Consider the following 22,511-nt stretch of genomic DNA (forward strand, 5'->3'; position numbering starts at 1 on the left):
CGGTGTCCCACCACCGTGGCGGCGGCCCTTCCCATGCCAAGGAGGTCCCGATGTCGGAAATATCCATAAAAAAGCCGCGTCGCACGGTGAACGTCCTCGTGCGGGGCCTCCTCGCGGCGGTCGTCCTCACCGCGGGGGCCGCGCTGATTCCCGGATCCGAGAGTTCGTCCGCGCCGGCCGCGCCCGTCGTGGCCATCGGGACGAACGGCTCCACGCCGGGCTCGATTCCGGCGTTGCAAGCGCGGTTGAAGCGGCTGCCGAAAGATGACGGCGCGTGGGCCGCCCTCGGGGCCGCATATGTCCAGCACGCCAGGGTCACCGGAGATCCCTCGTTCTATCCCAAAGCCGAACAGGCCGTCGAACGGTCGCTGGCGCTCAAGCCGGGGAACTTCGCCGGGCTCACCGGGCAGGCCGCGCTCGCGGCCGGACGGCATGACTTCAGCGCCGCCGTGCGTCTCGCCGACCAGGCCGTCGCGGTCAATCCCTACGGGCCCGTCGCGTACGGCGTGCTGGCCGACGCCCACACCCAACTCGGCGACTACGAGCAGGCCACCCGCGCGATCACCCGCATGATGGAACTCGCCCCGGGCGTCTCCTCCTTCACCCGGGCTTCGTACGACGCCGAGATCCACGGCGACCAGACCACCGCGCGCCGCATGCTCGAATACGCGCTCCGCGACGCCTACCTCCCCGGCGACGTCGCCTTCTGCCAGCACTACCTCGGCGAACTGGCCCTGCTCTCCGGCGACCTCGACCGGGCCCGCGAGCACTACCGCCAGGCCAGGGCCGCCGACCCGCGGTTCCTGCCGGCGCAGGCCGGGCTGGCCCGGGTGTCCGCCCTCACCGGCAACCTGACCGACGCCGCCGACCGCTACGCCGACGTGACCGGCCGGCTGCCCCTCACCCAGTACCTGGTCGAGTACGGCGAGGTCCTGGAGAAGCTCGGCCGCGACCCGGCACCCCAGTGGCGGCTGCTCACCGCGCAGCGCGACCTGATGCGCGCCAACGGCGTGCACGACGACATCACCTGGGCCGAGTTCGAGGCCGACCACGGCGACCCCGCGACCGCCGTCGAGTACGCCCGCGCCGAGTACGCCCGCAACCCCAACGTGGTCGCCGCCGACGCCCTCGCCTGGGCGCTGCACCGGGACGGCCGGTCCCGCGACGCCCTGCCGTACGCGAAGAAGGCCGCCGCGACCGGCTGGCGGAACGCCCTGTTCGCCCACCACCGGGCCGAGATCGAGCGTGCCCTCGATCTTCCGGCGGATGCCGCGGCCCTGGTCAAGAAGTACAACCCGCGCTTCGACCCGAAGCTCCCAGCCCTGCAGAGGTTCTCATGACCACCCTCGACCACCTGGCCGACCTGCGCCGCGACGGCGGACCCCGGCGGCGCTCCCGGCTCGGCCGCGGCTTCCGGCTGGCCCTCACCGCCGCGCTGACCGGCCTGGTCGTGGCCGTGGCCTCGCTGGCCGTGCTGCTGGCGATCCCGGCGGTCGCGCAGGCCCACCCGCTCGGCAACTTCACCGTCAACCACTACAACGGCCTGCGCCTGTACGCCGACCACGTCGAGAACACGGCCGTGGTCGACTCGGCCGAACTCCCGACCCTCCAGTCGGAACCGGCCATCGACACCGACGCCTCGGGCGCGGTCTCCGCCGCCGAGGCCCAGGCGCACGCCACCGCCGAATGCGCCGCCCTGATCGCCGCCCAGCGCCTCACCGTGGCCGGCTCCCCCGTCTCCTGGCAGGTCACCGCCGCCTCCTTCGGCTACCACCCCGGCCAGGGCGGCCTCAAAACCAGCCGCCTGACCTGTGCGCTCACCGCCGCCGCCACCCCGGCGGGCACGATCGGCTTCACCGACACCTTCCTCACCGACCGCCTCGGCTGGCGCGAGATCACCATCGCCTCCGATTCGGTACGGCTGGCGCCGACCGGCCTCCCCGTCACGAGCGTCTCCAACGAACTCCGCGCCTACCCGGACGACCTGCTCACTTCCCCGCTCGACCAGCGCGCCGCGACCCTGACGGTGGATCCCGACGGCACCATCCCCGGCCTGCCCGAGTCTTCGACCGAGCGCATCTCCGCTGCCGGTCTCTCCACCCCCGGCCTCTCCGTCCCCGGTCCGATCGGCGTCTGGCTGGCCGGCCTGGACCGCACCTTCACCGACCTGGTCGGCTCCGGTTCCCTCACCGTCCCCGTCGGTCTCCTAGCCGTCCTGCTGGCCGCCGTCCTCGGCGCGGGCCACGCCCTCATCCCCGGCCACGGCAAGACGATCATGGCCGCGTTCCTCGCCGGACGCCGCGGCCGCCCCCGCGACGCCCTCGTCGTCGGCATGACGGTCACCGTCACCCACACCGTCGGCGTCCTCGCCGTGGGCCTCCTCCTCAGCGCCTTCTCCGCCCTGGCCGGCGACTCGGTCCTCGCCTGGCTCGGCCTCGCCAGCGGCCTCCTCATCACCTTCATCGGCGCCCGCCTCCTCTGGACGTCCATCAAGGGCACCCCCGAAGGATCAGCATTCGGCCACGGTCACGGTCATGGGCACGGCCACGGGCACGGGCATCAGCATGGGCATGCGGACGATCACGTGGACGATGACCGCCACGAACACGATCCGGTGAGTGAGCACCAAGGGCATGGGCACGGCCACGGGCATGGGCTTGATCACGGTCATGTTCACGAAGTGGTGGCCGAGAAGGTCGGCAACGTGGGAACGCTTGAGCGGGAAAGCGAGATTCTCGCGGATCTCGAAGTTCCCGAGCCCGTCCGCGACCAACGACGAATCGGGCTTGTCGGCATGGGCATCGCCGGTGGCCTGGTGCCGAGCCCGTCCGCCCTGATCGTTCTGCTCGGCGCCATCGCGCTCGGCCGGACCTGGTTCGGTGTCGGGCTGGTCTTCGCGTACGGGCTGGGCATGGCCGCCACCCTGACCGCCACCGGCCTGCTGCTGGTGAAACTGGCCGGACGCCTCGACCGGCTGAGCACCACGGGCACCGGCGTCCTGTCCAGGATCTCCGCTCTCGCCCCGCTCTGCACCGCCCTGATCGTCGTCACCCTCGGCCTCGGCCTGGCGATCCGCTCCCTGACGGGCGGCCTCTAGCTTCCCGCCGGGCCAGATCCAGCACACTCCGGTGGATATGGCCTGATCAGGAAGGGCATACTTCGATCATGACGATTCCCCATCGGGGTGCCCGCTGATGGAGCTCACGCCCTTCTACGAGCGGGTCCTCGACGCGGTACTCGCGGTCGACCCTGACTACGGGCTGCGCCTGACCGGCGCGTACGCCCTGCGGGCGCACGGCCTGGTCGAACGCCCGAGCCGGGGCCTGGATTTCGTCACGGTCAGCGAGCTGCCGCTCGGCGACATCGCCGACCACCTGGCCGAAGAGCTGCGCGCGGGCGGGCTGGAGACCCAGCAACGGCCGGGCAGCCCGCTACAGGCCAGGATCGTCGTCTCGGACCCGGTCGTCCCCGAACAGTCCTGCCCGGTCAACCTGCTCAAAGCGCCGCTGCAACGGCCGCCCGCGCTGATCGACGACCGCCCGGTGGCCGATCTCGACGACGTCGCAGGCATGAAGGTGGGGGCGGTCCTCAACCGGGCACTCCCCCGGGACCTCATCGACGCCACCGCCCTCAGCGACCGCTACTCCCTGGACGAACTGGAGCGCCTGGGCGCCCACTTCGAGGACAACTTCACCCCGCAGGCCCTCGCTTTCGAGCTGGAGACCGCCCTGGTCTACGACGAGGAGGCCTACGCCCAGTACGGCCTCTCCCCCGAGGAGATCGCCCGGGTCAAGCGGTTCGCCCTGAACTGGTACGAGGACCTGTCGATGCGCATCGCCGAAGAGGCCGAGATCGACCCGTTCGACTAACGAGCGGACCGGTACTCTCTGCGGATCTTCCGAGCCGCGGCCTTGATCTTGTCCTTGGTTTCGAGCAGCCGCGCCTCAGCCGACTCGGTCCGGCCTGCCGCGGCCAGGCGGCGGTTCCCGGTCCGCGCACCGAGACGCTGCTTGGCCATGGCCTTCATTTCCCGAAATTTCGTCATCAGTCCCATGGACGGACGACTGCCCGAGACAGCCCCGCGCTAACGCGGAAGATCATGTCGCCCCGACACGAACTCCTGCACGGCGATCTTGACGCGGATCACCGGCCGCCGCCAGCGCTCCTCCCGGCGGAGCGCGCGCGCCATCTTCCGATCCCGCCCGGCGTAGAACCAGCGCGCCCACGGCGACCCCGGCCGCGCCAGCCGTACCGCCCCCACATAGCCGAAAACCGGCACGAACAGGCCGAGCAGGCCGCTCCAGATCTTGCCCTTGAGCAGGGTGATCACGGCGAACACCAGGTTGAGTATGAGGAAGCCGGTGCCGGTCGGGATGCCGTCCAGGCCGGTCCAGTCGAGCGGGCGGCGGCCGAGCAGCAGCAGCCCGGTCGCCGCGATGGCGACGAAGACCGCGTCCACCGAGGTCCGGCCCTCCTCGGCCCAGTACACGTCGCGCAGGTGCAGGATCAGCGCGAACTCGTCCAGGACCAGCGCGGAGCCGACCCCGAAGATCGCGGCGGTGACCGCGTGCCAGCCCACCGACACGCCGGAGACGATCAGGCTGGACACCCCGCCGAGCAGCATCAGCACCACCCCGAACACGACGTGGTGGATGTGCATGTCGCCGACGTTGACGTTCTTGAACCACCAGCGCGTCTCGGCGCGGATCAGCCGCACGTTGATCCGGGTGAACACGAAGGCCACGATCAGGGCGACGAAGAACGCGAACAGCGGCAGGCGCTGCGCGTCGACGATGCCCCGCTGGAAGAGTTCACCCATATCGTTACCTGATGCTACCTACGCCAGAAACCCCCTGAGCAGGGCCGCCGTTCCCTCCAGGTGCTCGGCGACGGCCTGGCGGGCCAGAGCGGGGTCGCCGTCCAGGATGGCGTCCACGATCGCGGCGTGCTGCGCGGCCGAGTGCTGGATGTTGAAACTGAGGATCGGGATGGCGTTGAGCAGGTCGGTGACGCGTAGTCGCGCGTCCGCGCAGGCGGCGGCGAGCAGCGGCGAGCCGGTCAGCTCGGCGATGCACAGGTGGAACGCGGTGTCCAGGCGCCGGTAGTCGGACGGGCCCGCGTCGTTGACGTCGGCCAGCCTGCGGCGCAGCGTGGCGCTCTGGGCGGGCGTCAGGTCGCGGTCGGCGAGGACCTGCGCCGCGCCGCATTCGACGGCCATCCGGAAGGTGAGCGCGTCGTCGAGCTCGCTGGGGCCCATCTCGTTGACGGCCCGGCGCAGATCGCCGTGGCGCGGGTCGGGCGGCCGGTAGACGACGAAGGCGCCACCGTAACGACCCCGCCGTACGTCCAGGTAGCCGGATTCCTGCAGGGCCCTGATGGCTTCGCGGAGCGTGACGCGGCTGATGCCGAGCTGGGCGGCGAGCTCGCGTTCCGGCGGCATCTTCGCGCCGTGCGCGACGACGCCGAGTTTGATCGCCTGAAGCAGCCGCTCGACGGTCTCCTCGAAGGCGTTTCCCGATCTAACCGGGCGCAGCAACGAAACAGGCGAGGGTTCCGTCATCATCCACCCCCTTCCAAATGGCCCAAGATTAGCCCAAGCCGCAGTTGACGAGCTGACAGACCGGGTGCTTGCATGCCTCCATTGGTCTGATTCCAGACTTTTAGAAAGGACTCGCGCGTGCTGACTGTGGAGCAGCTTCGAGCTGAGGCCGAGGCTGGCCGGATCGACACGGTGCTGCTGGGGTTCACCGACATGCAGGGCCGCCTCCAGGGCAAACGCCTGTCGGCGCGGTACTTCCTGGAAGAGGTGCTCGGCCACGCGGCCGAAGGCTGCAACTATCTGCTCGCGGTCGACGTCGAGATGAACACGGTCGGCGGCTACGCGATGTCCTCCTGGGATCGCGGCTACGGCGACTTCGTCTTCAAGCCCGACCTCTCCACCCTGCGCCGCGTTCCCTGGCAGGAGGGTACGGCGCTGCTCCTGGCCGACCTGGTCTGGGAGGACGGCTCCGACGTCACGGCCTCGCCCCGGCAGATCCTGCGCCGCCAGCTGGCCCGGCTGGGCGAGCACGGCTGGGGCGCGTACGTGGGGACCGAGCTGGAGTTCTGCGTCTACGCCGACAGCTACGAGGAGGCGTGGCGGAACGCGTACCGCGACCTGACCCCCACCAACCTCTACAACGTCGACTACTCGCTGCTCGGCACGGCCAGGGTGGAGCCGCTGCTGCGCCGGATCCGGCTGGGCATGGAGGGCGCCGGCCTGTACGTCGAGTCCGCCAAGGGCGAGTGCAACCTGGGCCAGCACGAGATCGCGTTCCGCTTCACCGACGCGCTGGCCAGCTGCGACAACCACTCGATCTACAAAAACGGCGCGAAGGAGATCGCGGCCCAGGAGAACATGTCGCTGACGTTCATGGCCAAGCCGAACCAGCGCGAGGGCAACTCCTGCCACATCCACATCTCGCTGCGGGACCAGGACGGAACGCCGGTGATGGCCGGCTCCGAGCCGTACGGGCTGTCCAGGGTCGGGCAGCACTTCATCGCCGGGCAGCTGGCCGCGATGCGGGAGCTCACCCTGCTGTACGCGCCCAACATCAACTCCTACAAACGGTATGTGGCGGGTTCCTTCGCCCCGACCGCCGTCAAGTGGGGCATAGACAACCGGACCTGCTCGCTCCGCCTGGTCGGGCACGGCCCAGGGCTGCGGATCGAGAACCGGGTGCCGGGCGGCGACGTCAATCCGTACCTGGCGGTGTCCGCGCTGATCGCGGCCGGGCTGCACGGCATCGAGAACGAGCTCCCGCTCGAAGACCCGTACGGCGGAAACGCCTACGTCTCCGGCGCGGAGGCCGTCCCGGCGACGCTGCGCGACGCGCTCGGCCTGTTCGAGGGGTCCGCGCTCGCCCAGGCCGCCTTCGGCCAGGACGTGGTGGACCACTACGCCAACTACGCCAGAGTGGAACTGGCCGCTTACGACGCGGCCATCACCGACTGGGAGCTGTTCCGGGGGTTCGAGCGGCTGTGAAGATCGTCAATCCGGCGACCGAGGAGGTCGTCGCCGACGTCGAGCTCGCCGACGCCGCCGAGGTCGACCGCGCGGTGGAGCGGGCCAGGGCGGCGTACGCGACCTGGCGGGAGGTCTCCCCCGGGGATCGGGCCCGGCTGCTGCGGGCCTTCGCCCGGCAGGTCGAGGAGCACGCCGAGGAGCTCGCCCAGCTGGAGATCGCCAACGCGGGGCACACCGTCGGCAACGCCCGGTGGGAAGCCGGGAACGTCCGCGACGTCCTGCACTTCTACGCGGGCGCGCCCGAACGTAACCACGGCAAGCAGATCCCGGTGCCCGGCGGGATCGACCTCACCTTCCAGGAGCCGCTGGGCGTGGTCGGGGTGATCGTGCCGTGGAACTTCCCGATGGTGATCATGATGTGGGGGGTCGCCCCGGCCCTCGCCGCCGGCAACACGGTGATCGTGAAGCCGGCCGAGTGGACTCCGCTGACCGCGCTGAGGCTGGCCGAGCTGGCCTTGGCGGCGGGCCTCCCCGAGGGGGTGCTCCAGGTTCTGCCTGGCGCAGGGGAGGTCGCGGGAGCCCGCCTGGTCGATCACCCCGCCATCGCGAAGATCGTCTTCACGGGTTCCACCGAGGTCGGCAAGCAGATCGCCGCGAAGGCCGCCGGCCAGGTCAAGCGGGTCACGCTTGAGCTGGGCGGGAAGAGCGCCAACATCGTCTTCGCCGACGCCGATCTGGCCAAGGCGGCGGCTTCCGCGCCGATGGCGGTCTTCGACAACTCCGGGCAGGACTGCTGTGCCCGGTCCAGGATTCTGGTGGAGCGTTCCGTGTATCCGGAATTCCTGGAACGGCTGACGCGGGCCGTACAGGAGCTGAAGGTGGGGGATCCGCGTGATCCGGACACCGCGCTCGGGCCGCTGATCAGCGCCGAGCACCGGGAGCGGGTGGCCTCCTTCGTGTCCGAGCCCCACTTCCAGGGGGACTGCCCGGCCGGGCCGGGGTTCTGGTTCCCGGCCACCGTGCTGACCGGGACCGAGGACCGGGCCTACCGCGAGGAGGTCTTCGGTCCTGTCGTGTCGGTCGTCCCCTTCGACGGCGAGGCCGCCGCGATCACGATCGCCAACGACACGCCGTACGGGCTGTCGGGATCGATCTGGACCAGGGATGTGGGGCGCGCCCTGCGGGTGGCACGGGCCGTGGAGGCGGGGAACCTGTCGGTCAACTCGCATTCCAGCGTCCGCTACTGGACGCCGTTCGGCGGCTTCAAGCAGTCCGGCCTCGGCCGGGAACTCGGCCCGGACGCGCTCGCCGCGTTCACCGAGACCAAGAACGTCTTCATCGCATCGGAGTAGTGGGCATATATGCAGCGTTTGCAGGACCGGGTGGCCGTCATCACCGGCGGCGTCGGCGGGATCGGACTGGCCACCGCCAAGCGGTTCGCCGCGGAGGGGGCCAAACTGGTCCTGGTCGACCTGGATGAGACCGTCGGCAACCGGGTCGCCGAGGAGGTCGGCGGCGTCTTCGTCCGGGCTGACGTGACCGACGAGGACGACGTGATCCGGATGTTCCAGGTGGCGTACGACACGTACGGCAGTGTGGACATCGCGTTCAACAACGCCGGGATCTCCCCGACCGACGACGACTCGATCCTGACCACCGGGCTGGAGGTGTGGCGGCGCGTCCAGGAGGTCAACCTGACCAGCGTGTATCTGTGCTGCAAGCATGTGCTGCCGTACATGCGGCGGCAGGGCAAGGGGTCGATCATCAACACGGCGTCGTTCGTGGCCGTGATGGGGTCGGCGACCTCGCAGGTGTCGTACACCGCGTCCAAGGGCGGCGTGCTGTCGATGAGTCGTGAGCTGGGGGTGCAGTTCGCGCGGGAGGGCATCCGGGTGAACGCGCTCTGCCCGGGGCCGGTGGACACCCCGCTGCTGCGGGAGCTGTTCGCGAAGGATCCGGAGCGGGCGCAGCGGCGGCTGGTTCATGTGCCGATGGGGCGTTTCGCGCGGGCGGAGGAGATCGCGGCGGCGGTGGCGTTCCTGGCCTCCGACGACGCGTCGTTCATCACCGGGGCGGAGTTCCTGGTGGACGGCGGCATCTCCGGCGCGTACGTGACGCCGCTGTGAGGCCGGTGATCGGGATCACCTGCTACGTCGAACCCGCGGCGTACACGGTGTGGGAGACGAAGGCGGCGCTGCTGCCGTACGACTACGTGCGGCAGGTCGAGCGCGCCGGCGGGCAGCCGGTGATCCTGCCGCCCGCCGGGGAGCCCGCCACGCTGGTCGGGCGGCTGGACGGCCTGATCGTGGCCGGCGGTGGCGACATCGACCCGGCCCGCTACACGGCCGACCCCCACCCCACCACCTCCTATATCCGGAAATTTCGTGATGACGCGGAGTTTGCGATGGTGACGGCCGCGCTGGCGGCGGGGTTGCCCTTTCTCGGGATCTGCCGGGGCATGCAGGTGCTCAACGTCGCCCTGGGCGGCACCCTGCACCAGCACGTCCCCGACGTGGTCGGCCACACCGGGCACTCCCCGGCCCCTGGCGCCTACGGCCGCCTCCCCGTACGGCTCTCGCCGGAACTCGCCAAGATCTACGAGGCCGACGAGATCACCCCCGCCCACTACCACCACCAGGCCGTCGACCGGCTGGCCGACGGCCTCACCGTGACCGCCGTCGCCGACGACGGCACCATCGAAGCCGTGCGGCTGAACGAGCGGGTCCGAGCCGTCCAGTGGCACCCCGAGGTCGACGAGGACGGCCCCCTCTTCGACGACTTCGTGGCCGGGTTTCGGCTAGGCTGGCCGGACACCGGTGATCCCGCGCGGGAGAGCGGCCTGGCATCCGGCCAGGTCCCCTGAAGGAGCAAGCCCTCCCCGCGAACCTCTCAAGGCAAAGGACCGTGCGGGCCAGGTGACCTCTGGAAAGCAGGCCTGCGCCTCGCCGAAGGTGAAAGTCCGGGCAAAATCCGGGCGAAGCTCTCAGGCACCGATGACAGAGGGGGAGGATGCGTAACATCCGACCCTGCCTGAGGTGCGCCCTATGTCACGAACGACGCCGCTGTCCGAGGTTCATCAGAGCCTCGGCGCGACTCTCACCGACTTCGCCGGCTGGCTGATGCCGCTGCGGTACGGCAGCGAGTCCGCCGAGCACAACACGGTTCGGACCGCCGCCGGCCTCTTCGACCTCTCCCACATGGGCGAGATCTTCGTCACCGGCCCGCAGGCGGGCGAGGCCCTCGACTACGCCTTCACCGGGCAGCTGAGCACGCTCGCGCCCGGCAAGGCCCGCTACACGGTGATCTGCGCCCCCGACGGCGGCGTGCTGGACGACGTGATCGTCTACCGGCTGGCCGACGAGGAGTTCATGGTCTGCGCGAACGCCTCCAACTATCCGCGCGTCGCCGCCGAGTTGACCGAGCGCGCGGGCGGGTTCGAGGCGAAGGTGGTCGACCGCTCCGAGGAGTGCGCGCTGATCGCCATCCAGGGCCCGCGGGCGGCCGAGATCCTGGCCACGCTCACCGACGCCGATCTGGACGGGCTGAAGTACTACGCCGGGCTGCCCGGGATCGTGGCGGACGTCTCGGCACTGATCGCCCGTACCGGTTACACCGGTGAGGATGGGTTCGAGCTGTTCGTCGCGAACGATCAAGCCGTACCGCTCTGGCAGGCCCTGACCGACGCGGGCGCCCGCCCCGCCGGGCTCTCCGCCCGCGACACCCTCCGCCTCGAAGCCGGCATGGCCCTGTACGGCAACGAGCTGACCGCCGAGATCACCCCGTTCGACGCGGGCCTCGGCAGGGTAGTGAAGTTCGACAAACCCGGCGATTTCGTCGGACGCGCCGCACTGGAGGCCAACCCCGAACCGCGCCGCCGCCTGGTCGGCCTGGTCGCCCGCGGGCGGCGGGTCCCCCGGCACGGCTACCCGGTCGTGGACGCGTCCGGCGCGGTCGTCGGCGAGGTCACCAGCGGTGCGCCGTCGCAGTCATTGGGCAAGCCGATCGCGATGGCGTACGTGCGGCCGGAAGTATCGGAAAATGATCACCTGGCCGTGGACATCCGCGGCACGCACGAACCGGTCGACGTCGTTGACCTGCCTTTCTACAGGAGGAAGAAGTGAGCACCATCCCCAGCGAGCTGAGCTACACCAAGGAGCACGAATGGGTGGCCGGCCTCGATGACGGACTGACGGTCACGGTCGGGATCACCGAATTCGCCGCCGAGGCGCTCGGCGACGTGGTGTACGTGCAGGTCCCCGACGTGGGCGGCACGGTCACGGCCGGCGACGCGGTCGGCGAGGTGGAATCCACCAAATCGGTCAGCGACATCTACTCCCCCGTCAGCGGCGAGGTGGTCGAGACCAACCAGTCCGTCGTCGACGACCCTTCCCTGGTCAACTCCGACCCGTACGGAGAGGGCTGGCTCTTCCGCGTCAGGATCGACGGCGACCCGTCCGATCTGCTGACCGCCGAGGAGTACGGCGCTCTCACCGCGGGCGAATAACCCTCTAGCAGAGGCACAGATCAATGGCGATCAGCGTCTTCGACCTGTTCAAGATCGGCATCGGGCCGTCCAGCTCGCACACGGGCGGCCCGATGGCGGCCGCCCACCGCTTCGCACGCGCGCTGAGCCAGGACGGCCTCCTGGAGAAGACCGCCCGCGTCGAGGTCATCCTGTACGGCTCGCTCGGCCTCACCGGCAAGGGCCACGGCAGCGACAAGGCCGTCCTGCTCGGCCTGTCCGGCGAGAAGCCGGAGACCGTCGACGTGGAAGCGGTCGAGGCCCGCCTCGCCGAGATGCGGTCGACCGGCGTGATCCGCCTGTTCGGCAGTCACGACATTCCGTTCGTGGTGGGCGAGGATCTGGTCTTCGAACGCAAGATCTCGCTCCCGCACCACCCGAACGGCATGCGCTTCACCGCGTCCACCTCCTCGGGCGACGTGCTGCGGGAGAAGGTCTACTACTCGGTCGGCGGCGGGTTCGTGGTGGACGAGAACGCCACCGGCGCGGACCGCATCAAACCCGACGACACCGTGCTCCCGCATCCGTTCACCACCGCCGCCGAACTCCTCGGCCACTGCGCCGAGACCGGCCTGTCCATCTCCGGCCTGATGCTCGCCAACGAGCGCGCCTTCGGCCGGGACGACGAGCAGATCAAATCCGAGTTGCTCCGGCTGTGGCAGGTCATGTCGGACTCGGTCCGCCGGGGCTCCTCCCGCGAAGGAGTGCTCCCCGGCGGCCTCAAGGTCCGCCGCCGCGCCCACCAGCTGCAGCGCCGCCTGCAGAGCGAATCCGCGGAAGGCGACCCGCTCCAGGCCATGGACTGGGTCACCCTGTTCGCCCTCGCCGTCAACGAGGAGAACGCCGCCGGCGGCCGCATCGTCACCGCCCCCACCAACGGCGCGGCCGGCATCATTCCCGCCGTGCTGACCTACTACTCCAGGTTCATCCCTCGGGCCGATGATGAGGGAATCGTCCGGTTCCTGCTCACGGCCGGAGCCGTCGGCGTCCTGTTCAAGGAGAACGCCTCCATCTCCGGCGCGGAAGTCGGCTGCCAGGGCGAGGTCGGCTCGGCCTGCTCGATGGCCGCCGCCGGCCTCACCGAAGTCCTCGGCGGCACCCCCGAACAGGTCGAGAACGCCGCCGAAATCGGCATCGAACACAACCTCGGCCTCACCTGCGACCCCATCGGCGGCCTCGTCCAGATCCCCTGCATCGAACGGAACGCGGTCGCCTCCATCAAGGCCATCGCCGCCGCCCGCATCGCCCTCCGCGGCGACGGCCGCCACTTCGTCTCCCTCGACAAAGCCATCCACACCGTCCGCACCACCGGCCGCGACATGTCCACCAAATACAAGGAAACCAGCCGAGGCGGCCTGGCGGTCAACGTCATCGAGGCCGAGTCCCACGTCGGCGTCAACATCGTGGAGTGCTGAGGTCCGGCAGTATCCTGGCGAACCACTTGAGGAGGCCGGACTGATGATTCGCTCGCGGTGGAGTGTCCACCTGTTGTTCGGGGGGCTGCTTCTCGCGGGGGTTGGGCTGCGTGGGCTGGCGATGCTGGGGTATCGGCCGGTTTTGTGGTTCTGGGCGGATTCGTTTGCCTATCTGAGTTCGGCTATTGATCTGCGGCCGTTGCCTTCGCGGCCGGCGGGGTACTCGCTGTTTCTGTGGCTGTTCGACAGTGTGCAGGCTGTCGTGGTTGTGCAGCATTTGATGGGGATCGCGATTGCTGTCGCGATCTACGCGGTGTTGTTGCGGGCTCAGTTGCCCAGCTGGGGGGCGGCGCTGGCGGCTGCGCCGGTGCTGCTGGATGTGCATCAGGTGCAGTTGGAGCATCTGCTGATGGCGGATCTGCTGTTCACCTTTCTGGTGGTGATGGCGGTCGTGCTGCTGGTGTGGCGGCCCGCGGCTTGGGCGGTGGTGGTCGGGTTGGGGCTGCTTGGCTTGGCGACGGTCACGCGGACGCTTGGGCTGCCGCTGATCGTGGTGGCGGTGGTGTGGTTGCTGCTTCGGCGGGCGAACTGGCGGGCTGTGGGAGCGGGGGCAGTCGCCGCCGGGCTGGTGGTCGGGGGGTATGCGACCTGGTTCAACGCCGTTCATGGCTCGTTCGGCATGGGGGGCAGCAATGTGTGGATGTGGTCGCGCACGATGACCTTCGCGGACTGCCGGGTCATGGATCCGCGTCCGGAGCTGGCGGTGCTCTGCCCGGAAGCCGGGCCTCGGCTGGCCGCGCCCGCGTACATCTGGGATCCGAGCTCGCCCATCGTGCGGAGCGGAGCGGAGAAAGAGGAACTGACCAGCGAGTTCACCTCTCTGGTCATCCGCAGCCAGCCGTTCGACTTCCTGATGACCGGCCTGAGTGACGCCCTCTGGACTTTCGAATGGAACCGCCGTATATATCCGTCGCCGGGCCCGCAAAGCGCATATGTCTTCCCTGACTCGGTACGCCCGTTCGCCGACAAAGTGGCTTCAGCCGGGCGAACCGCGACCCAGCTGACCGTCGAATACCAGGGTTCCAGTGGCGAGACCACCATCGTGGAACCTTATGCGGGCTGGCTCCGGGCCTATCAGGAGCAGGGATTCCTGCGCGGGCCCCTGCTGGCGGCGATCCTGCTCGCGGGTCTGGCCGGGATGGCCGTCCGGTGGGTCCGGGGCCGATTCGCCGACACGATGTCCGCGCTCCTGCCGTGGGCCGCCGCGATGACCCTGACGTTCCTGCCGCCGCTCATCGCGGCGTTCGATCACCGCTATGTCGTCCCCGTCGTCCCGCTGGCCTGCCTCGCCGCCGGGCTGGCCCTGGCCCGGCGCTCGTCCGGCGACGCGCCGGCGGGCCGCCACTCGGCCACCCGTACCGGGCAGCACGCGTTCACAACCGGGTGACGTGCAGATACACCACGACCGGTAGCGTGCTGCCCGACCCGAGCACGCTGCGCACCCGGGCGACCGCCTGGTCGTCCAGCCGCCGCGCCACGTCCCCCAGCTGCGCCGACGGACGGCAGCGGATCCGAATCCGGGTGCGCTTGTCCGGAACGACCCGCACGGCCAGCTTGTCGATGCCGTCCAACCCCTGAAGCGCCACGCCCAGCATGGCTGTGCCGGTCCCGTGGCGAGCGCCGTACCGTCGCTCGGCGAGGGTGAAGGCGACCCAGCGGATCGCGGTCAGCGCCACGATGACGAGCAGCAGCGCGATCAGAGCCTGAGCCCAGCCGTTGATGAACGTCGTGTCGAAGATCAGGCGGTCGGGGTGCGCGTCCCGGGCCCAGAGGGCGAACAGGCCGCTGAGAGCCAGGAACACGCCGACGGCGGCGAGGCCGATCCGGTTGCCCATCAGATCTTCCTCCGGCGCAGGCGTACCACGACCTCGTGGCGGCCGTGCAGGGCGAGTCCCTGCAGGCGGTCGCCGACGGCGGCGCCCACCTCGCGCAGCAGGTCGCCGGTGCGGAACGCGTCGGTGACCACCGTGACCTGAATGCGCCCGTGCCGCAGCCGGACGCGCGCCAGATCCGCGCCGTCGACGGCGAGCGCCGCGGCCGCGAGGGTACGGCACAGCCCGGACCGGGTCAGCCCCATGGTCACGCTCTCGTCGACGGTCTCCAGGGCCACCAGCTTGGCCCGCCCCGGCAGCAGGGCCAGCGCGACCAGGGCCAGCCCGGCCGCGACGGCCGCCAGCGCCAGCCCGGGCACCAGCGGATCACGCCAGGTCAGCGCCAGCGCCCCGGACACCCCCGGCCAGAGCGAATGCGCGCCCCACCAGAATGCGACCATCTCCGCCATGATCCCCAATGCGGTGATCGCCACGACGGCGGCCACCGCGATCCCCGCCACGGTGCGGCCGGGGTGCAGCGTCCGGGTGGCCCTCCTGGCGACCAGCCTGCGCCGGACCCGCTTGCCCGGTACGGCGGTCAGGATCTCCTCAACCGTGCTCATGGTCATCCAGGGATACACGGACCGGACGGCTCCCGGGCGGCGCACTCGCCACTTTGCCCGATCATGCAGAGGCAGGCCCTGATTGTTTGCCGGACCGCCCGTTAACATGAACTCAGCTCATATAAGCCGGATGCGGCTTAAACTGCACCGGTAACCCGCGATGCCTGGAGATTTCATGACATCTGCTGAGGCTTCGGCAGCCCGTTATGACCGGGCCACCGCGGCGCTCGAACCTCCGTTCGCGGTGGTCGACCTGGACGCCCTGCGCGCCAACGCCGCCGACCTGGTCCGCCGCGCCGCCGGGAAGCCGATCAGGGTGGCCAGCAAGTCGATCCGCAGCCGCGCGATCCTGGAACGCGTCCTGGCGATGGAGGGTTTCGCCGGAATCATGGCGTACACCCTCGAAGAGGCGCTCTGGCTGGTCTCCTGCGGATTCACCGACATCCTGGTCGCCTACCCGACCGCCGACCGCACCGCCATCGCCGCCCTCGGCGCCGACCCCCGGGCAGCCCGCGAGATCACCCTCACCATCGACTCCTCCGACCACCTGGACCTCCTGGACGGCCTCCCCCACGAAATCCGGATATGTCTTGATATCGACGCTGGATTTGTCGCCATGGCCGGAAAGTTCCGCGCGGGCGCGCTGCGCTCCCCCATTCGCGACCCCGACCAGGCCACCGAACTCGCCGCCCACATCGACAAACGCCCCGGACTCCGCCTGGTCGGACTCCTCTCCTACGAGTCCCAGATCGCCGGCGTCGGCGACAAACTCCCCGGCCTGTACGGCAAAGCCGTCCGCCTCATGCAAACCCTGTCCCGCCGCGAACTCATCATCCGGCGCGGCCGCATCGTCCAGGCCGTCCGCCAGGTCACCGACCTGGAATTCGTCAACGGCGGCGGCACCGGCAGCCTCGACCGGACCGTACGCGAAAAGGCGATAACCGAAGTAGCCGCGGGTTCCGGTTTCTACCACCCGCGCCTATTCGACTTCTACCGCGATTTCACCGGCATCCCCGCCGCCCTGTTCGCGCTTTCCGTGGTCCGCAAACCGTCGCCCTGCGTGGCCACCGTCCTGGGCGGCGGCTATCACGCCTCCGGCGCGCCCGGCCCGACCCGGCTGCCCCAGCCCTACCTTCCGGCCGGGCTCGCCTACCACCCCGACGAGGGCGCGGGCGAAGTCCAGACCCCCCTGCTCGGCGAGGCGGCCAACGACCTGCGGGTGGGCGACCGGGTCTGGTTCCGCCACGCCAAAGCCGGCGAACTCTGCGAGCACTTCCCCAGCCTTCTCCTGATCGAGGGCTCCGAAATCACCGAAGAAGTCCCCACGTACCGAGGCGAAGGCAAGGCCTTCCTGTAACCCGTCTTCTCTTACCGCCGACGACGCCGCCGCATGATGAGGATCGCGGCCCCCACCGCCAGCGCCACACCCACGCCGATCAGCACCGGAGCGATGTTCGGCGGCGGGTAGTCGTCCTCCCAGCCCTCGCTCTCCCCGGCCCGCGCCGTGTCGTTCGCCGTCGCCGGCGCGACCCCGTTCGCGAGGTGACCCGCGGAAATGACCCCGTTCGACCGCTGCGCGCCCATGAAGTCGCCGATCGTCGTCACGACATGCTCGGCCTGCGCCTTCACCTTGGCCACGTTGCGCCCCGCAACCCGCTTGGGGCTGACCCGGTCCGCGATGGCGTCGACCGTGCGCGCCAACTCCGTCCGGGTGCGCTCGATCTTCCGCTCCAGCGCCGCGGGATCGGTGTCCGCCATGGCGATCCCCTCCTGTTGTCTCGTCTGTGATCAGTGTGCCAGGTCGGGTACGGCCCCCGGACGCCGCCCGACCCGGTAGTTTGTTGCCGTCGCGACCCCGTCGCTGCCCGAGATAACCCAGAACACGCCACGCGGAGGCGAAGTGAGCCAGTCCAAGCTTGAGCCCGGCGACGCCGCGCCGGACTTCATCCTGCCCGACGCCACCGGCGCCGACATCTCGCTGAAAGCCTTCCGCGGCAAACGCGTCATCCTGTACTTCTACCCCGCCGCGATGACTCCCGGGTGCACCAAACAGGCCTGCGACTTCCGCGACAACCTGAACTCGCTGACCGCCCACGGCCTCACCGTCCTCGGCGTGTCCAAGGACAAACCGGCCAAACTCCAGAAGTTCGCCGAACACGACGCCCTCACCTTCCCCCTCCTCTCCGACCCCGGCCTAGAGGTCCACAAGGCGTACGGCGCCTACGGCGAGAAGCAGAACTACGGCAAGACCATCACCGGCGTCATCCGCTCCACCTTCGTCATCGACCCCGAGGGCAAAATCGAAAAGGCCCTCTACAACGTGAAAGCCACCGGCCACGTCGCCCGCCTCCTAAAGGACCTGGCCATTTCCTGACCCCGCAAAACCGGGTGTCTCCCACCACCCCTCACCAGGTAAGATGGATGCCACCCGGACGTTCGGCGAACCCGAATTCTCCGCTAATTAAACAATGGGGTTGTGGCCCAATTGGCAGAGGCACATGACTTAGGATCATGCCGGTGCGGGTTCGAGTCCCGCCAGCCCCACGAACGACCGACCCTGCGTGTTCGGAAGCTGCGCTTCCTTCCCGCAGGGTCGTTCTTCGTTACACGGGGGGACGACCCCCCGAGCCCCCCGCTGTGGGGGGCACCGCCCCCCACGGTTGCTATCGCGTTGCCGTGTTTTAGTCCGTGGGTATTGGGCTCTGCCTATTTCTTGGCGAATAATTATCGGTGGGTGGCCCGGCGATTCGCTTTTTCGTCAGGAGCTTCGCGTTGCCCCTGTGGGGTTTACCAGACGAAAACTGTGAGATGAGGTAGCGCCTTGTCTGCGGCGTCCACCACGGCGATGGCAATCGGTAGGTCGTCGCGGACGCCGTCCTCGTCGATCCATGTGGTTGTGGTGGGGGTATTCGATCTCGTGGCGAGTTGTGCGGATGCGGTCGATCGGGCGGAGATTGGGCCCATTGAGGCGCCGGATTGGGCGCGGGTGGCGTGTTGGATGGCTAGGTGGCCGCCGGTGGCTGTGGCGCGTAGACCCTGGATCTGCAGGAGGGCGGCCAGTGACTTGCGGACGGCGTCGTGGAGGGCGGCATAGGCGAGGTGTGCGTCTGTGGAGGCGAGGGCTTCCGCGCTCAGCAGGTGTTGGCGGGCTGTAGCAAGTAGTCGTTCGGCGAGTGGGGTGTCGGCGATGACCTGGGTGAGTTCTCGGCGTTGCAGCATTCCGATGATTTCTTCTCTGCCGCGTGGCCAGCTCATTGGCGGCCGTCCGTGGAGAGAACCGGGACGCGGGGGCGGCGGTGCAATTCGCGAATGAATCCGTCCTCGTCGGCTTCCCAGCGTCTGGGCGCCACGACCACGGTGTTGACCTCACGGCCCAGCCGTGATTTCGCTCGGGCGGTGGCGTCGTGGAGGTTGTCTCGATCGGGGCGGCCGATGATGAGGAGGTCGATGTCGACGGGGGCCGGGCCGGGTTCGCCGTGCATGCGTGCGGCCCATGAGCCGAAGACCGCTGCCTCTTCGATGCCGACGAGGTCGGCCAGTTCCTCGGCCAGGATTTGAGCGGGACCGAGCGTGATGGTGATGAGGTCGAGTAGCGGTTGGTAGAAGGGGGCAGTGTGGTTGGGCTGCACCAGTTTGGTGCGGCCTACGTGCCGGCTGGTGAGGATGGCGGCCTGCTCCAGCCGGGAGATCTCGCGCGCCATGGTGCCGGTGTCGGTGTTGGCGGCGGCGGCCAGTTCGCCTATGGAGTGTTCGTGGTCGCTCACGTAGGTGAAGGTCAGCACCGCGCAGGTGATCCGGGAGCGGAAGATCGGAAAGATGCTGGGCGGTGGCTGCTGCATGCCTGGATCCTCCAGCAGGCATGAGCGTGACGGCTCGATCACGCTCGGTATATTACTGTCAAACAGCCAGGATATTCTGGCGTTTTGACAGATTACCTCGTCACCGGGCGGGTGAACAGGCCCGCTCAGAGCTCACCCGGCGACGAGCGTAGGGCGGCAGGTGCCGGGCCTCGCTGGGACTATTCGGGCCTCAGAGGCGCATTTCCTGATTTATCGCGAATTCGCCGGAATGTTCTGGGGAAAATAGCCGGCGGAGTCGGCTCCGGGGCCCGCAGCAGTCTCGGAGTGACTCCGCCGTGGTCTTTGGTGTGGTGGCAGGGTCGCGCGGTGTGTCCTGGCACCGCGCGACCCTTTTGGCGATCCACCATCGGTTCTTATCCCTTTACCTACCCCAAGGGGCGTTCCCGTTAATGATGATGCTGGGTGGGTCGTAAGGGGGGTGTAAGCGGGGTCTGCGACCTGAGTCGTAGGTGGGAATCAGTCCTGAGGCGGACCGGGATTGAGCAGGGGATACGTATCGTGGGGGCATGTTCGGCAGACTGCGGGCCTGGAGGCGGGGGCATCGGGCGGTGGTGGACCTGGTGGCCATCGCGCCATTGGTGGTTTTCTGTCTGGTTACGGTGCCGGAGGCGGTCGGGGCTCCGCTTGTGGCGACGAGTCTGCGGTTGAGTGTGCCGGCGGCGGTGGGGCTGTCGGTGGCGTTGCTGGGGCCGTTGGTTTGGCGGCGGAGTTATCCGCGTGCGGTGTTCGCGGTCGTGGCGGGGATCAGTCTGGGGCAGTGGCTGCTGGGGGTTGAGCCGTTGCCGGCGAATCTCGCGGTGCTGGTGGGGATGTATGGGGTCGCGGCGCGGTGTCCGGTGCAGTGGGCGCTGGGGGCGGGGGCGGTCGCGGAGTTCGGGACTTATCTGGCGTTGCGGGCTTGGAATGATCTGAGTCTGGAGGTGTTCGCGAACGCGTCGGTGTTCGTGGTGGCGATCTGGATGGCGGGGATCTACGCGAACATGCGGCGGCGGTTCGTGCTGGGGCTGGAGGAGCGGGCGGAGCGGGCCGAGCGGGAGCGGGATCAGCAGGCGTTGATCGCGACGGCGGCGGAGCGGGCGCGGATCGCGCGGGAGTTGCATGACGTGGTGGCGCACAACGTGAGCGTGATCGTGGTGCAGGCCGATGGGGCGGGGTTCGCGATCGACAACGATCCGGAGCAGGCGCGCCGGGCCGTACAGGCGATCTCGGCTACCGGGCGGCAGGCGTTGACCGAGATGCGGCGGCTGGTGGGGGTGCTGCGGGATGACACGGCGGCGGGTGAGGAGTATCAGCCGCAGCCGGGGTTGGGGCAGTTGGAGGAGCTTGTCCGGCAGGTACGCGTGTCGGGGTTGCCGGTGGACATGACGGTCGATGGTGATCTGTCGGGGTTGCCGGAGGGCGAGCAGTTGGTGATTTATCGGATTGTTCAGGAAGCACTCACCAATACCCTCAAGCACGGTGGGCCGGGGGCTCGGGCCGGGGTTCGGGTGGAGGCCGGTAGGCAGGAGATCGTGATCAGGGTGATGGATGACGGGCGTGGCGCGGCGGCTCGGGTGAGCGAAGGGGGGCACGGGCTGATCGGGATGCGGGAACGGGTCACGATGTATGGCGGGACCATGGACGCGGCTCCCCGTACCGGGGGCGGGTTCCTGGTGGTGGCGCGGCTGCCGGCGGGCCTGCGCGAGGGGGCGGCGTGATCCGGGTGGTGCTGGTGGACGATCAGCAGCTGGTCCGGACCGGGTTCCGGATGGTGCTGGGAGCGCAGCCGGACATCGAGATCGTCGCCGAGGCGGCCGACGGGGCCGAGGCGGTGGCGGCGTTGCGTGGAATCAGGGCGGATGTCGTGCTGATGGATGTGCGGATGCCTCGAATGGATGGGGTTGAGGCGACGCGGTTGATTCTCGCCGAACCGGATGCGCCGAAGGTGTTGATTCTCACCACGTTCGACTTGGATGAATATGCTTTCGCGGCTATTCGAGCGGGGGCGTCCGGATTTCTGCTGAAGGATGTGCCGCCCGCTGATCTGCTGAGCGCGATCCGGTCGGTGCATGTGGGGGATGCCGTCGTGGCGCCCAGCACGACCCGGCGGCTGCTCGATCTCGTCACCGCGTACCTGCCGAGTGAGAGCAGGCCGGTGGGCAATTTGAACGTGCTGACGGCGCGGGAACGCGAAGTGCTGCTGCATGTGGCGCGCGGGCTGTCGAATATGGAGATAGCCGCTCAGTTGCACCTGGCCGAGGCCACGGTGAAAACGCATCTGGGCCGCATCCTGGCCAAACTCGAACTGCGGGACCGAGCCCAGGCCGTCGTGTACGCCTACGAGAGCGGCCTGATCTCCAGTCGGCCGAAAGGGTGAGCCCGCGCTACCTCAGGAGTCGCACCACGCCTGGCCGAAGGCTCCCGGAGGACCAGCCCGAGCCCATTCCGAGGGCCGAGGAATGGCCGCGAATCCGGCCCTAGCGTTGACCTCATGACCATTACCACCGAGGTCCGGCACGCCGTCGTAGCCAAGGGACTCGCCAAGATATACGGCCAGGGCGACGCGGCGGTGCACGCCCTGCGCGGGGTCGACGTGAGCTTCGCCACGGGGGCGTTCACGGCGATCATGGGCCCGTCCGGATCGGGGAAGTCCACGCTCATGCACTGCCTCGCGGGGCTCGACACGGTGACCGAGGGCAGCGTGGCCATCGGCGACGTCGAGATCACCCGCCTGTCCGACAAGCAGCTGACGCTGCTGCGCCGGGAGCGCGTGGGTTTCGTGTTCCAGGCTTTCAACCTGCTGCCCACCCTGACCGCCGAGCAGAACATCCGGCTGCCGCTGGAGATCGCCGGACGCCAGGCCGACCAGGTGCTGTTCGACCGGGTGATCGACACGGTCGGGCTGCGCGACCGGCTCTCGCACCGGCCGAGCGAACTGTCCGGCGGGCAGCAGCAGCGCGTCGCCGTCGCGCGGGCGCTGATCAGCAAGCCAAATGTGATCTTCGCCGACGAGCCGATCGGCAACCTGGACTCCCGCAGCGGCGCGGAGGTGCTGGCCTTCCTCCGTCACTCGGTCCGCGAACTCGGCCAGACCATCGTCATGGTCACCCACGACCCCGGCGCCGCATCGTACGCCGACCGGGTCGTCTTCCTCCGGGACGGCCTGCTGGTCAGTGAGCTGACCGACCCCACGCCGCAGACCGTGCTGGACATGCTGCTGAAGCTGGAGGCCTGA

General features: G+C 69.2%; 23 protein-coding genes, 1 tRNA gene, 1 pseudogene and 2 riboswitches. Of the genes and pseudogenes, 17 read left to right on the forward strand and 8 right to left on the reverse strand.

The window, feature by feature from the left end; genetic code table 11:
* The first annotated feature begins 86 nt into the window (after positions 1–86).
* The 3 genes from Acor_RS19905 (at position 87) to Acor_RS19915 (ending at position 3,869) form a co-directional block, all read left to right on the forward strand.
* Entirely contained in the window at positions 87–1,340 is a 1,254-nt protein-coding gene (locus Acor_RS19905) for a tetratricopeptide repeat protein (RefSeq protein WP_170317004.1), read from the forward strand.
* The gene (locus Acor_RS19910; protein WP_155338197.1) at positions 1,337–3,097 is read left to right on the forward strand and encodes a nickel/cobalt transporter; all 1,761 of its coding nucleotides are present in this window, start codon (positions 1,337–1,339) and stop codon (positions 3,095–3,097) included. The genes Acor_RS19905 and Acor_RS19910 overlap by 4 nt, the downstream gene beginning before the upstream one ends.
* A 97-nt stretch (positions 3,098–3,194) precedes the next feature.
* Positions 3,195–3,869 (forward strand): nucleotidyl transferase AbiEii/AbiGii toxin family protein, encoded by a 675-nt coding sequence (locus tag Acor_RS19915; protein ID WP_155338198.1) that lies wholly within the window; start codon positions 3,195–3,197, stop codon positions 3,867–3,869.
* On the opposite strand, the gene Acor_RS19920 is transcribed toward Acor_RS19915, so the two are convergent.
* Genes Acor_RS19920 through Acor_RS19930 form a run of 3 tightly spaced genes read right to left on the reverse strand, consistent with a single transcriptional unit; the run spans position 3,866 to position 5,563 of the window.
* Positions 3,866–4,045 (reverse strand): hypothetical protein, encoded by a 180-nt coding sequence (locus Acor_RS19920; protein WP_218034383.1) that lies wholly within the window; start codon positions 4,043–4,045, stop codon positions 3,866–3,868. The genes Acor_RS19915 and Acor_RS19920 overlap by 4 nt on opposite strands.
* A 39-nt stretch (positions 4,046–4,084) precedes the next feature.
* Complete coding sequence (locus Acor_RS19925) at positions 4,085–4,819, reverse strand: hypothetical protein (protein ID WP_155338199.1); 735 nt, start codon at positions 4,817–4,819, stop codon at positions 4,085–4,087.
* 18 nt (positions 4,820–4,837) lie between these two features.
* Positions 4,838–5,563, reverse strand: a complete 726-nt coding sequence (locus tag Acor_RS19930; RefSeq protein ID WP_155338200.1) for a FadR/GntR family transcriptional regulator — start codon at positions 5,561–5,563, stop codon at positions 4,838–4,840.
* Positions 5,564–5,680: 117 nt separating this feature from the next.
* On the opposite strand from Acor_RS19930, the gene Acor_RS19935 reads away from it, so the two are divergent.
* From Acor_RS19935 to Acor_RS19970, 8 genes and pseudogenes are all read left to right on the forward strand, one after another.
* The gene (locus tag Acor_RS19935) at positions 5,681–7,024 is read left to right on the forward strand and encodes a glutamine synthetase family protein (RefSeq protein ID WP_155338271.1); all 1,344 of its coding nucleotides are present in this window, start codon (positions 5,681–5,683) and stop codon (positions 7,022–7,024) included.
* Complete coding sequence (locus Acor_RS19940; RefSeq protein ID WP_155338201.1) at positions 7,021–8,358, forward strand: aldehyde dehydrogenase family protein; 1,338 nt, start codon at positions 7,021–7,023, stop codon at positions 8,356–8,358. The genes Acor_RS19935 and Acor_RS19940 overlap by 4 nt, the downstream gene beginning before the upstream one ends.
* A gap of 9 nt (positions 8,359–8,367) precedes the next feature.
* Entirely contained in the window at positions 8,368–9,132 is a 765-nt protein-coding gene (locus Acor_RS19945) for a 3-oxoacyl-ACP reductase (RefSeq protein ID WP_155338202.1), read from the forward strand.
* A gap of 5 nt (positions 9,133–9,137) precedes the next feature.
* Positions 9,138–9,749: pseudogene (locus tag Acor_RS19950) on the forward strand (gamma-glutamyl-gamma-aminobutyrate hydrolase family protein); the annotation flags it as partial.
* Positions 9,750–9,823: 74 nt separating this feature from the next.
* A riboswitch (glycine riboswitch) is annotated at positions 9,824–9,921 on the forward strand.
* Positions 9,922–10,016: riboswitch (glycine riboswitch) on the forward strand.
* Positions 10,017–10,050: 34 nt separating this feature from the next.
* Entirely contained in the window at positions 10,051–11,127 is a 1,077-nt protein-coding gene (gene gcvT, locus Acor_RS19955; RefSeq protein WP_155338203.1) for a glycine cleavage system aminomethyltransferase GcvT, read from the forward strand.
* Positions 11,124–11,510, forward strand: a complete 387-nt coding sequence (gcvH, locus tag Acor_RS19960) for a glycine cleavage system protein GcvH (RefSeq protein ID WP_155338204.1) — start codon at positions 11,124–11,126, stop codon at positions 11,508–11,510. The genes gcvT and gcvH overlap by 4 nt, the downstream gene beginning before the upstream one ends.
* 23 nt (positions 11,511–11,533) lie before the next feature.
* The gene (locus Acor_RS19965) at positions 11,534–12,943 is read left to right on the forward strand and encodes an L-serine ammonia-lyase (RefSeq protein ID WP_155338205.1); all 1,410 of its coding nucleotides are present in this window, start codon (positions 11,534–11,536) and stop codon (positions 12,941–12,943) included.
* A gap of 280 nt (positions 12,944–13,223) precedes the next feature.
* Entirely contained in the window at positions 13,224–14,390 is a 1,167-nt protein-coding gene (locus Acor_RS19970; protein WP_174876171.1) for a hypothetical protein, read from the forward strand.
* On the opposite strand, the gene Acor_RS19975 is transcribed toward Acor_RS19970, so the two are convergent.
* On the reverse strand, positions 14,377–14,838 hold the full coding sequence (locus Acor_RS19975; RefSeq protein ID WP_155338206.1) for an Asp23/Gls24 family envelope stress response protein: 462 nt from the start codon (positions 14,836–14,838) through the stop codon (positions 14,377–14,379). The genes Acor_RS19970 and Acor_RS19975 overlap by 14 nt on opposite strands.
* Positions 14,838–15,437, reverse strand: coding sequence for a DUF6286 domain-containing protein (locus tag Acor_RS19980; protein WP_155338207.1), 600 nt, complete (start codon positions 15,435–15,437; stop codon positions 14,838–14,840). Before Acor_RS19980 ends, Acor_RS19975 begins: the two co-directional genes overlap by 1 nt.
* Positions 15,438–15,612: 175 nt before the next feature.
* On the opposite strand from Acor_RS19980, the gene Acor_RS19985 reads away from it, so the two are divergent.
* Positions 15,613–16,794, forward strand: coding sequence for an amino acid deaminase/aldolase (locus Acor_RS19985; RefSeq protein WP_155338208.1), 1,182 nt, complete (start codon positions 15,613–15,615; stop codon positions 16,792–16,794).
* 11 nt (positions 16,795–16,805) lie between these two features.
* Here Acor_RS19985 and Acor_RS19990 read toward each other — a convergent pair whose 3' ends face one another.
* On the reverse strand, positions 16,806–17,195 hold the full coding sequence (locus Acor_RS19990; RefSeq protein ID WP_155338209.1) for a DUF3618 domain-containing protein: 390 nt from the start codon (positions 17,193–17,195) through the stop codon (positions 16,806–16,808).
* A 142-nt stretch (positions 17,196–17,337) separates the two neighbouring features.
* Here Acor_RS19990 and bcp point away from each other — a divergent pair, with 142 nt between their 5' ends.
* Both bcp and Acor_RS20000 read left to right on the forward strand, forming a co-directional pair.
* On the forward strand, positions 17,338–17,811 hold the full coding sequence (gene bcp / locus Acor_RS19995) for a thioredoxin-dependent thiol peroxidase (protein ID WP_155338210.1): 474 nt from the start codon (positions 17,338–17,340) through the stop codon (positions 17,809–17,811).
* Between the two features lie 96 nt (positions 17,812–17,907).
* Positions 17,908–17,981 (forward strand) — tRNA-Leu (locus tag Acor_RS20000).
* Between the two features lie 243 nt (positions 17,982–18,224).
* Here the strand turns inward: Acor_RS20000 and Acor_RS20005 are convergent.
* Positions 18,225–18,692: a hypothetical protein gene (locus Acor_RS20005; RefSeq protein ID WP_155338211.1), complete on the reverse strand. Its 468-nt coding sequence runs from the start codon at positions 18,690–18,692 to the stop codon at positions 18,225–18,227.
* Positions 18,689–19,318, reverse strand: a complete 630-nt coding sequence (locus Acor_RS20010) for an ArsR family transcriptional regulator (RefSeq protein ID WP_155338212.1) — start codon at positions 19,316–19,318, stop codon at positions 18,689–18,691. Before Acor_RS20010 ends, Acor_RS20005 begins: the two co-directional genes overlap by 4 nt.
* A gap of 485 nt (positions 19,319–19,803) precedes the next feature.
* On the opposite strand from Acor_RS20010, the gene Acor_RS20015 reads away from it, so the two are divergent.
* The 3 genes from Acor_RS20015 (at position 19,804) to Acor_RS20025 (ending at position 22,511) form a co-directional block, all read left to right on the forward strand.
* The gene (locus Acor_RS20015; protein WP_155338213.1) at positions 19,804–20,994 is read left to right on the forward strand and encodes a sensor histidine kinase; all 1,191 of its coding nucleotides are present in this window, start codon (positions 19,804–19,806) and stop codon (positions 20,992–20,994) included.
* A complete protein-coding gene (locus tag Acor_RS20020; protein ID WP_155338214.1) occupies positions 20,991–21,653 on the forward strand; it encodes a response regulator transcription factor in 663 nt (220 codons plus the stop codon). Before Acor_RS20015 ends, Acor_RS20020 begins: the two co-directional genes overlap by 4 nt.
* Positions 21,654–21,767: 114 nt before the next feature.
* Positions 21,768–22,511, forward strand: coding sequence for an ABC transporter ATP-binding protein (locus tag Acor_RS20025; protein ID WP_155338215.1), 744 nt, complete (start codon positions 21,768–21,770; stop codon positions 22,509–22,511).

The organism is Acrocarpospora corrugata, from assembly GCF_009687845.1.
GTDB classification, from domain to species: Bacteria; Actinomycetota; Actinomycetes; order Streptosporangiales; family Streptosporangiaceae; genus Acrocarpospora; species Acrocarpospora corrugata.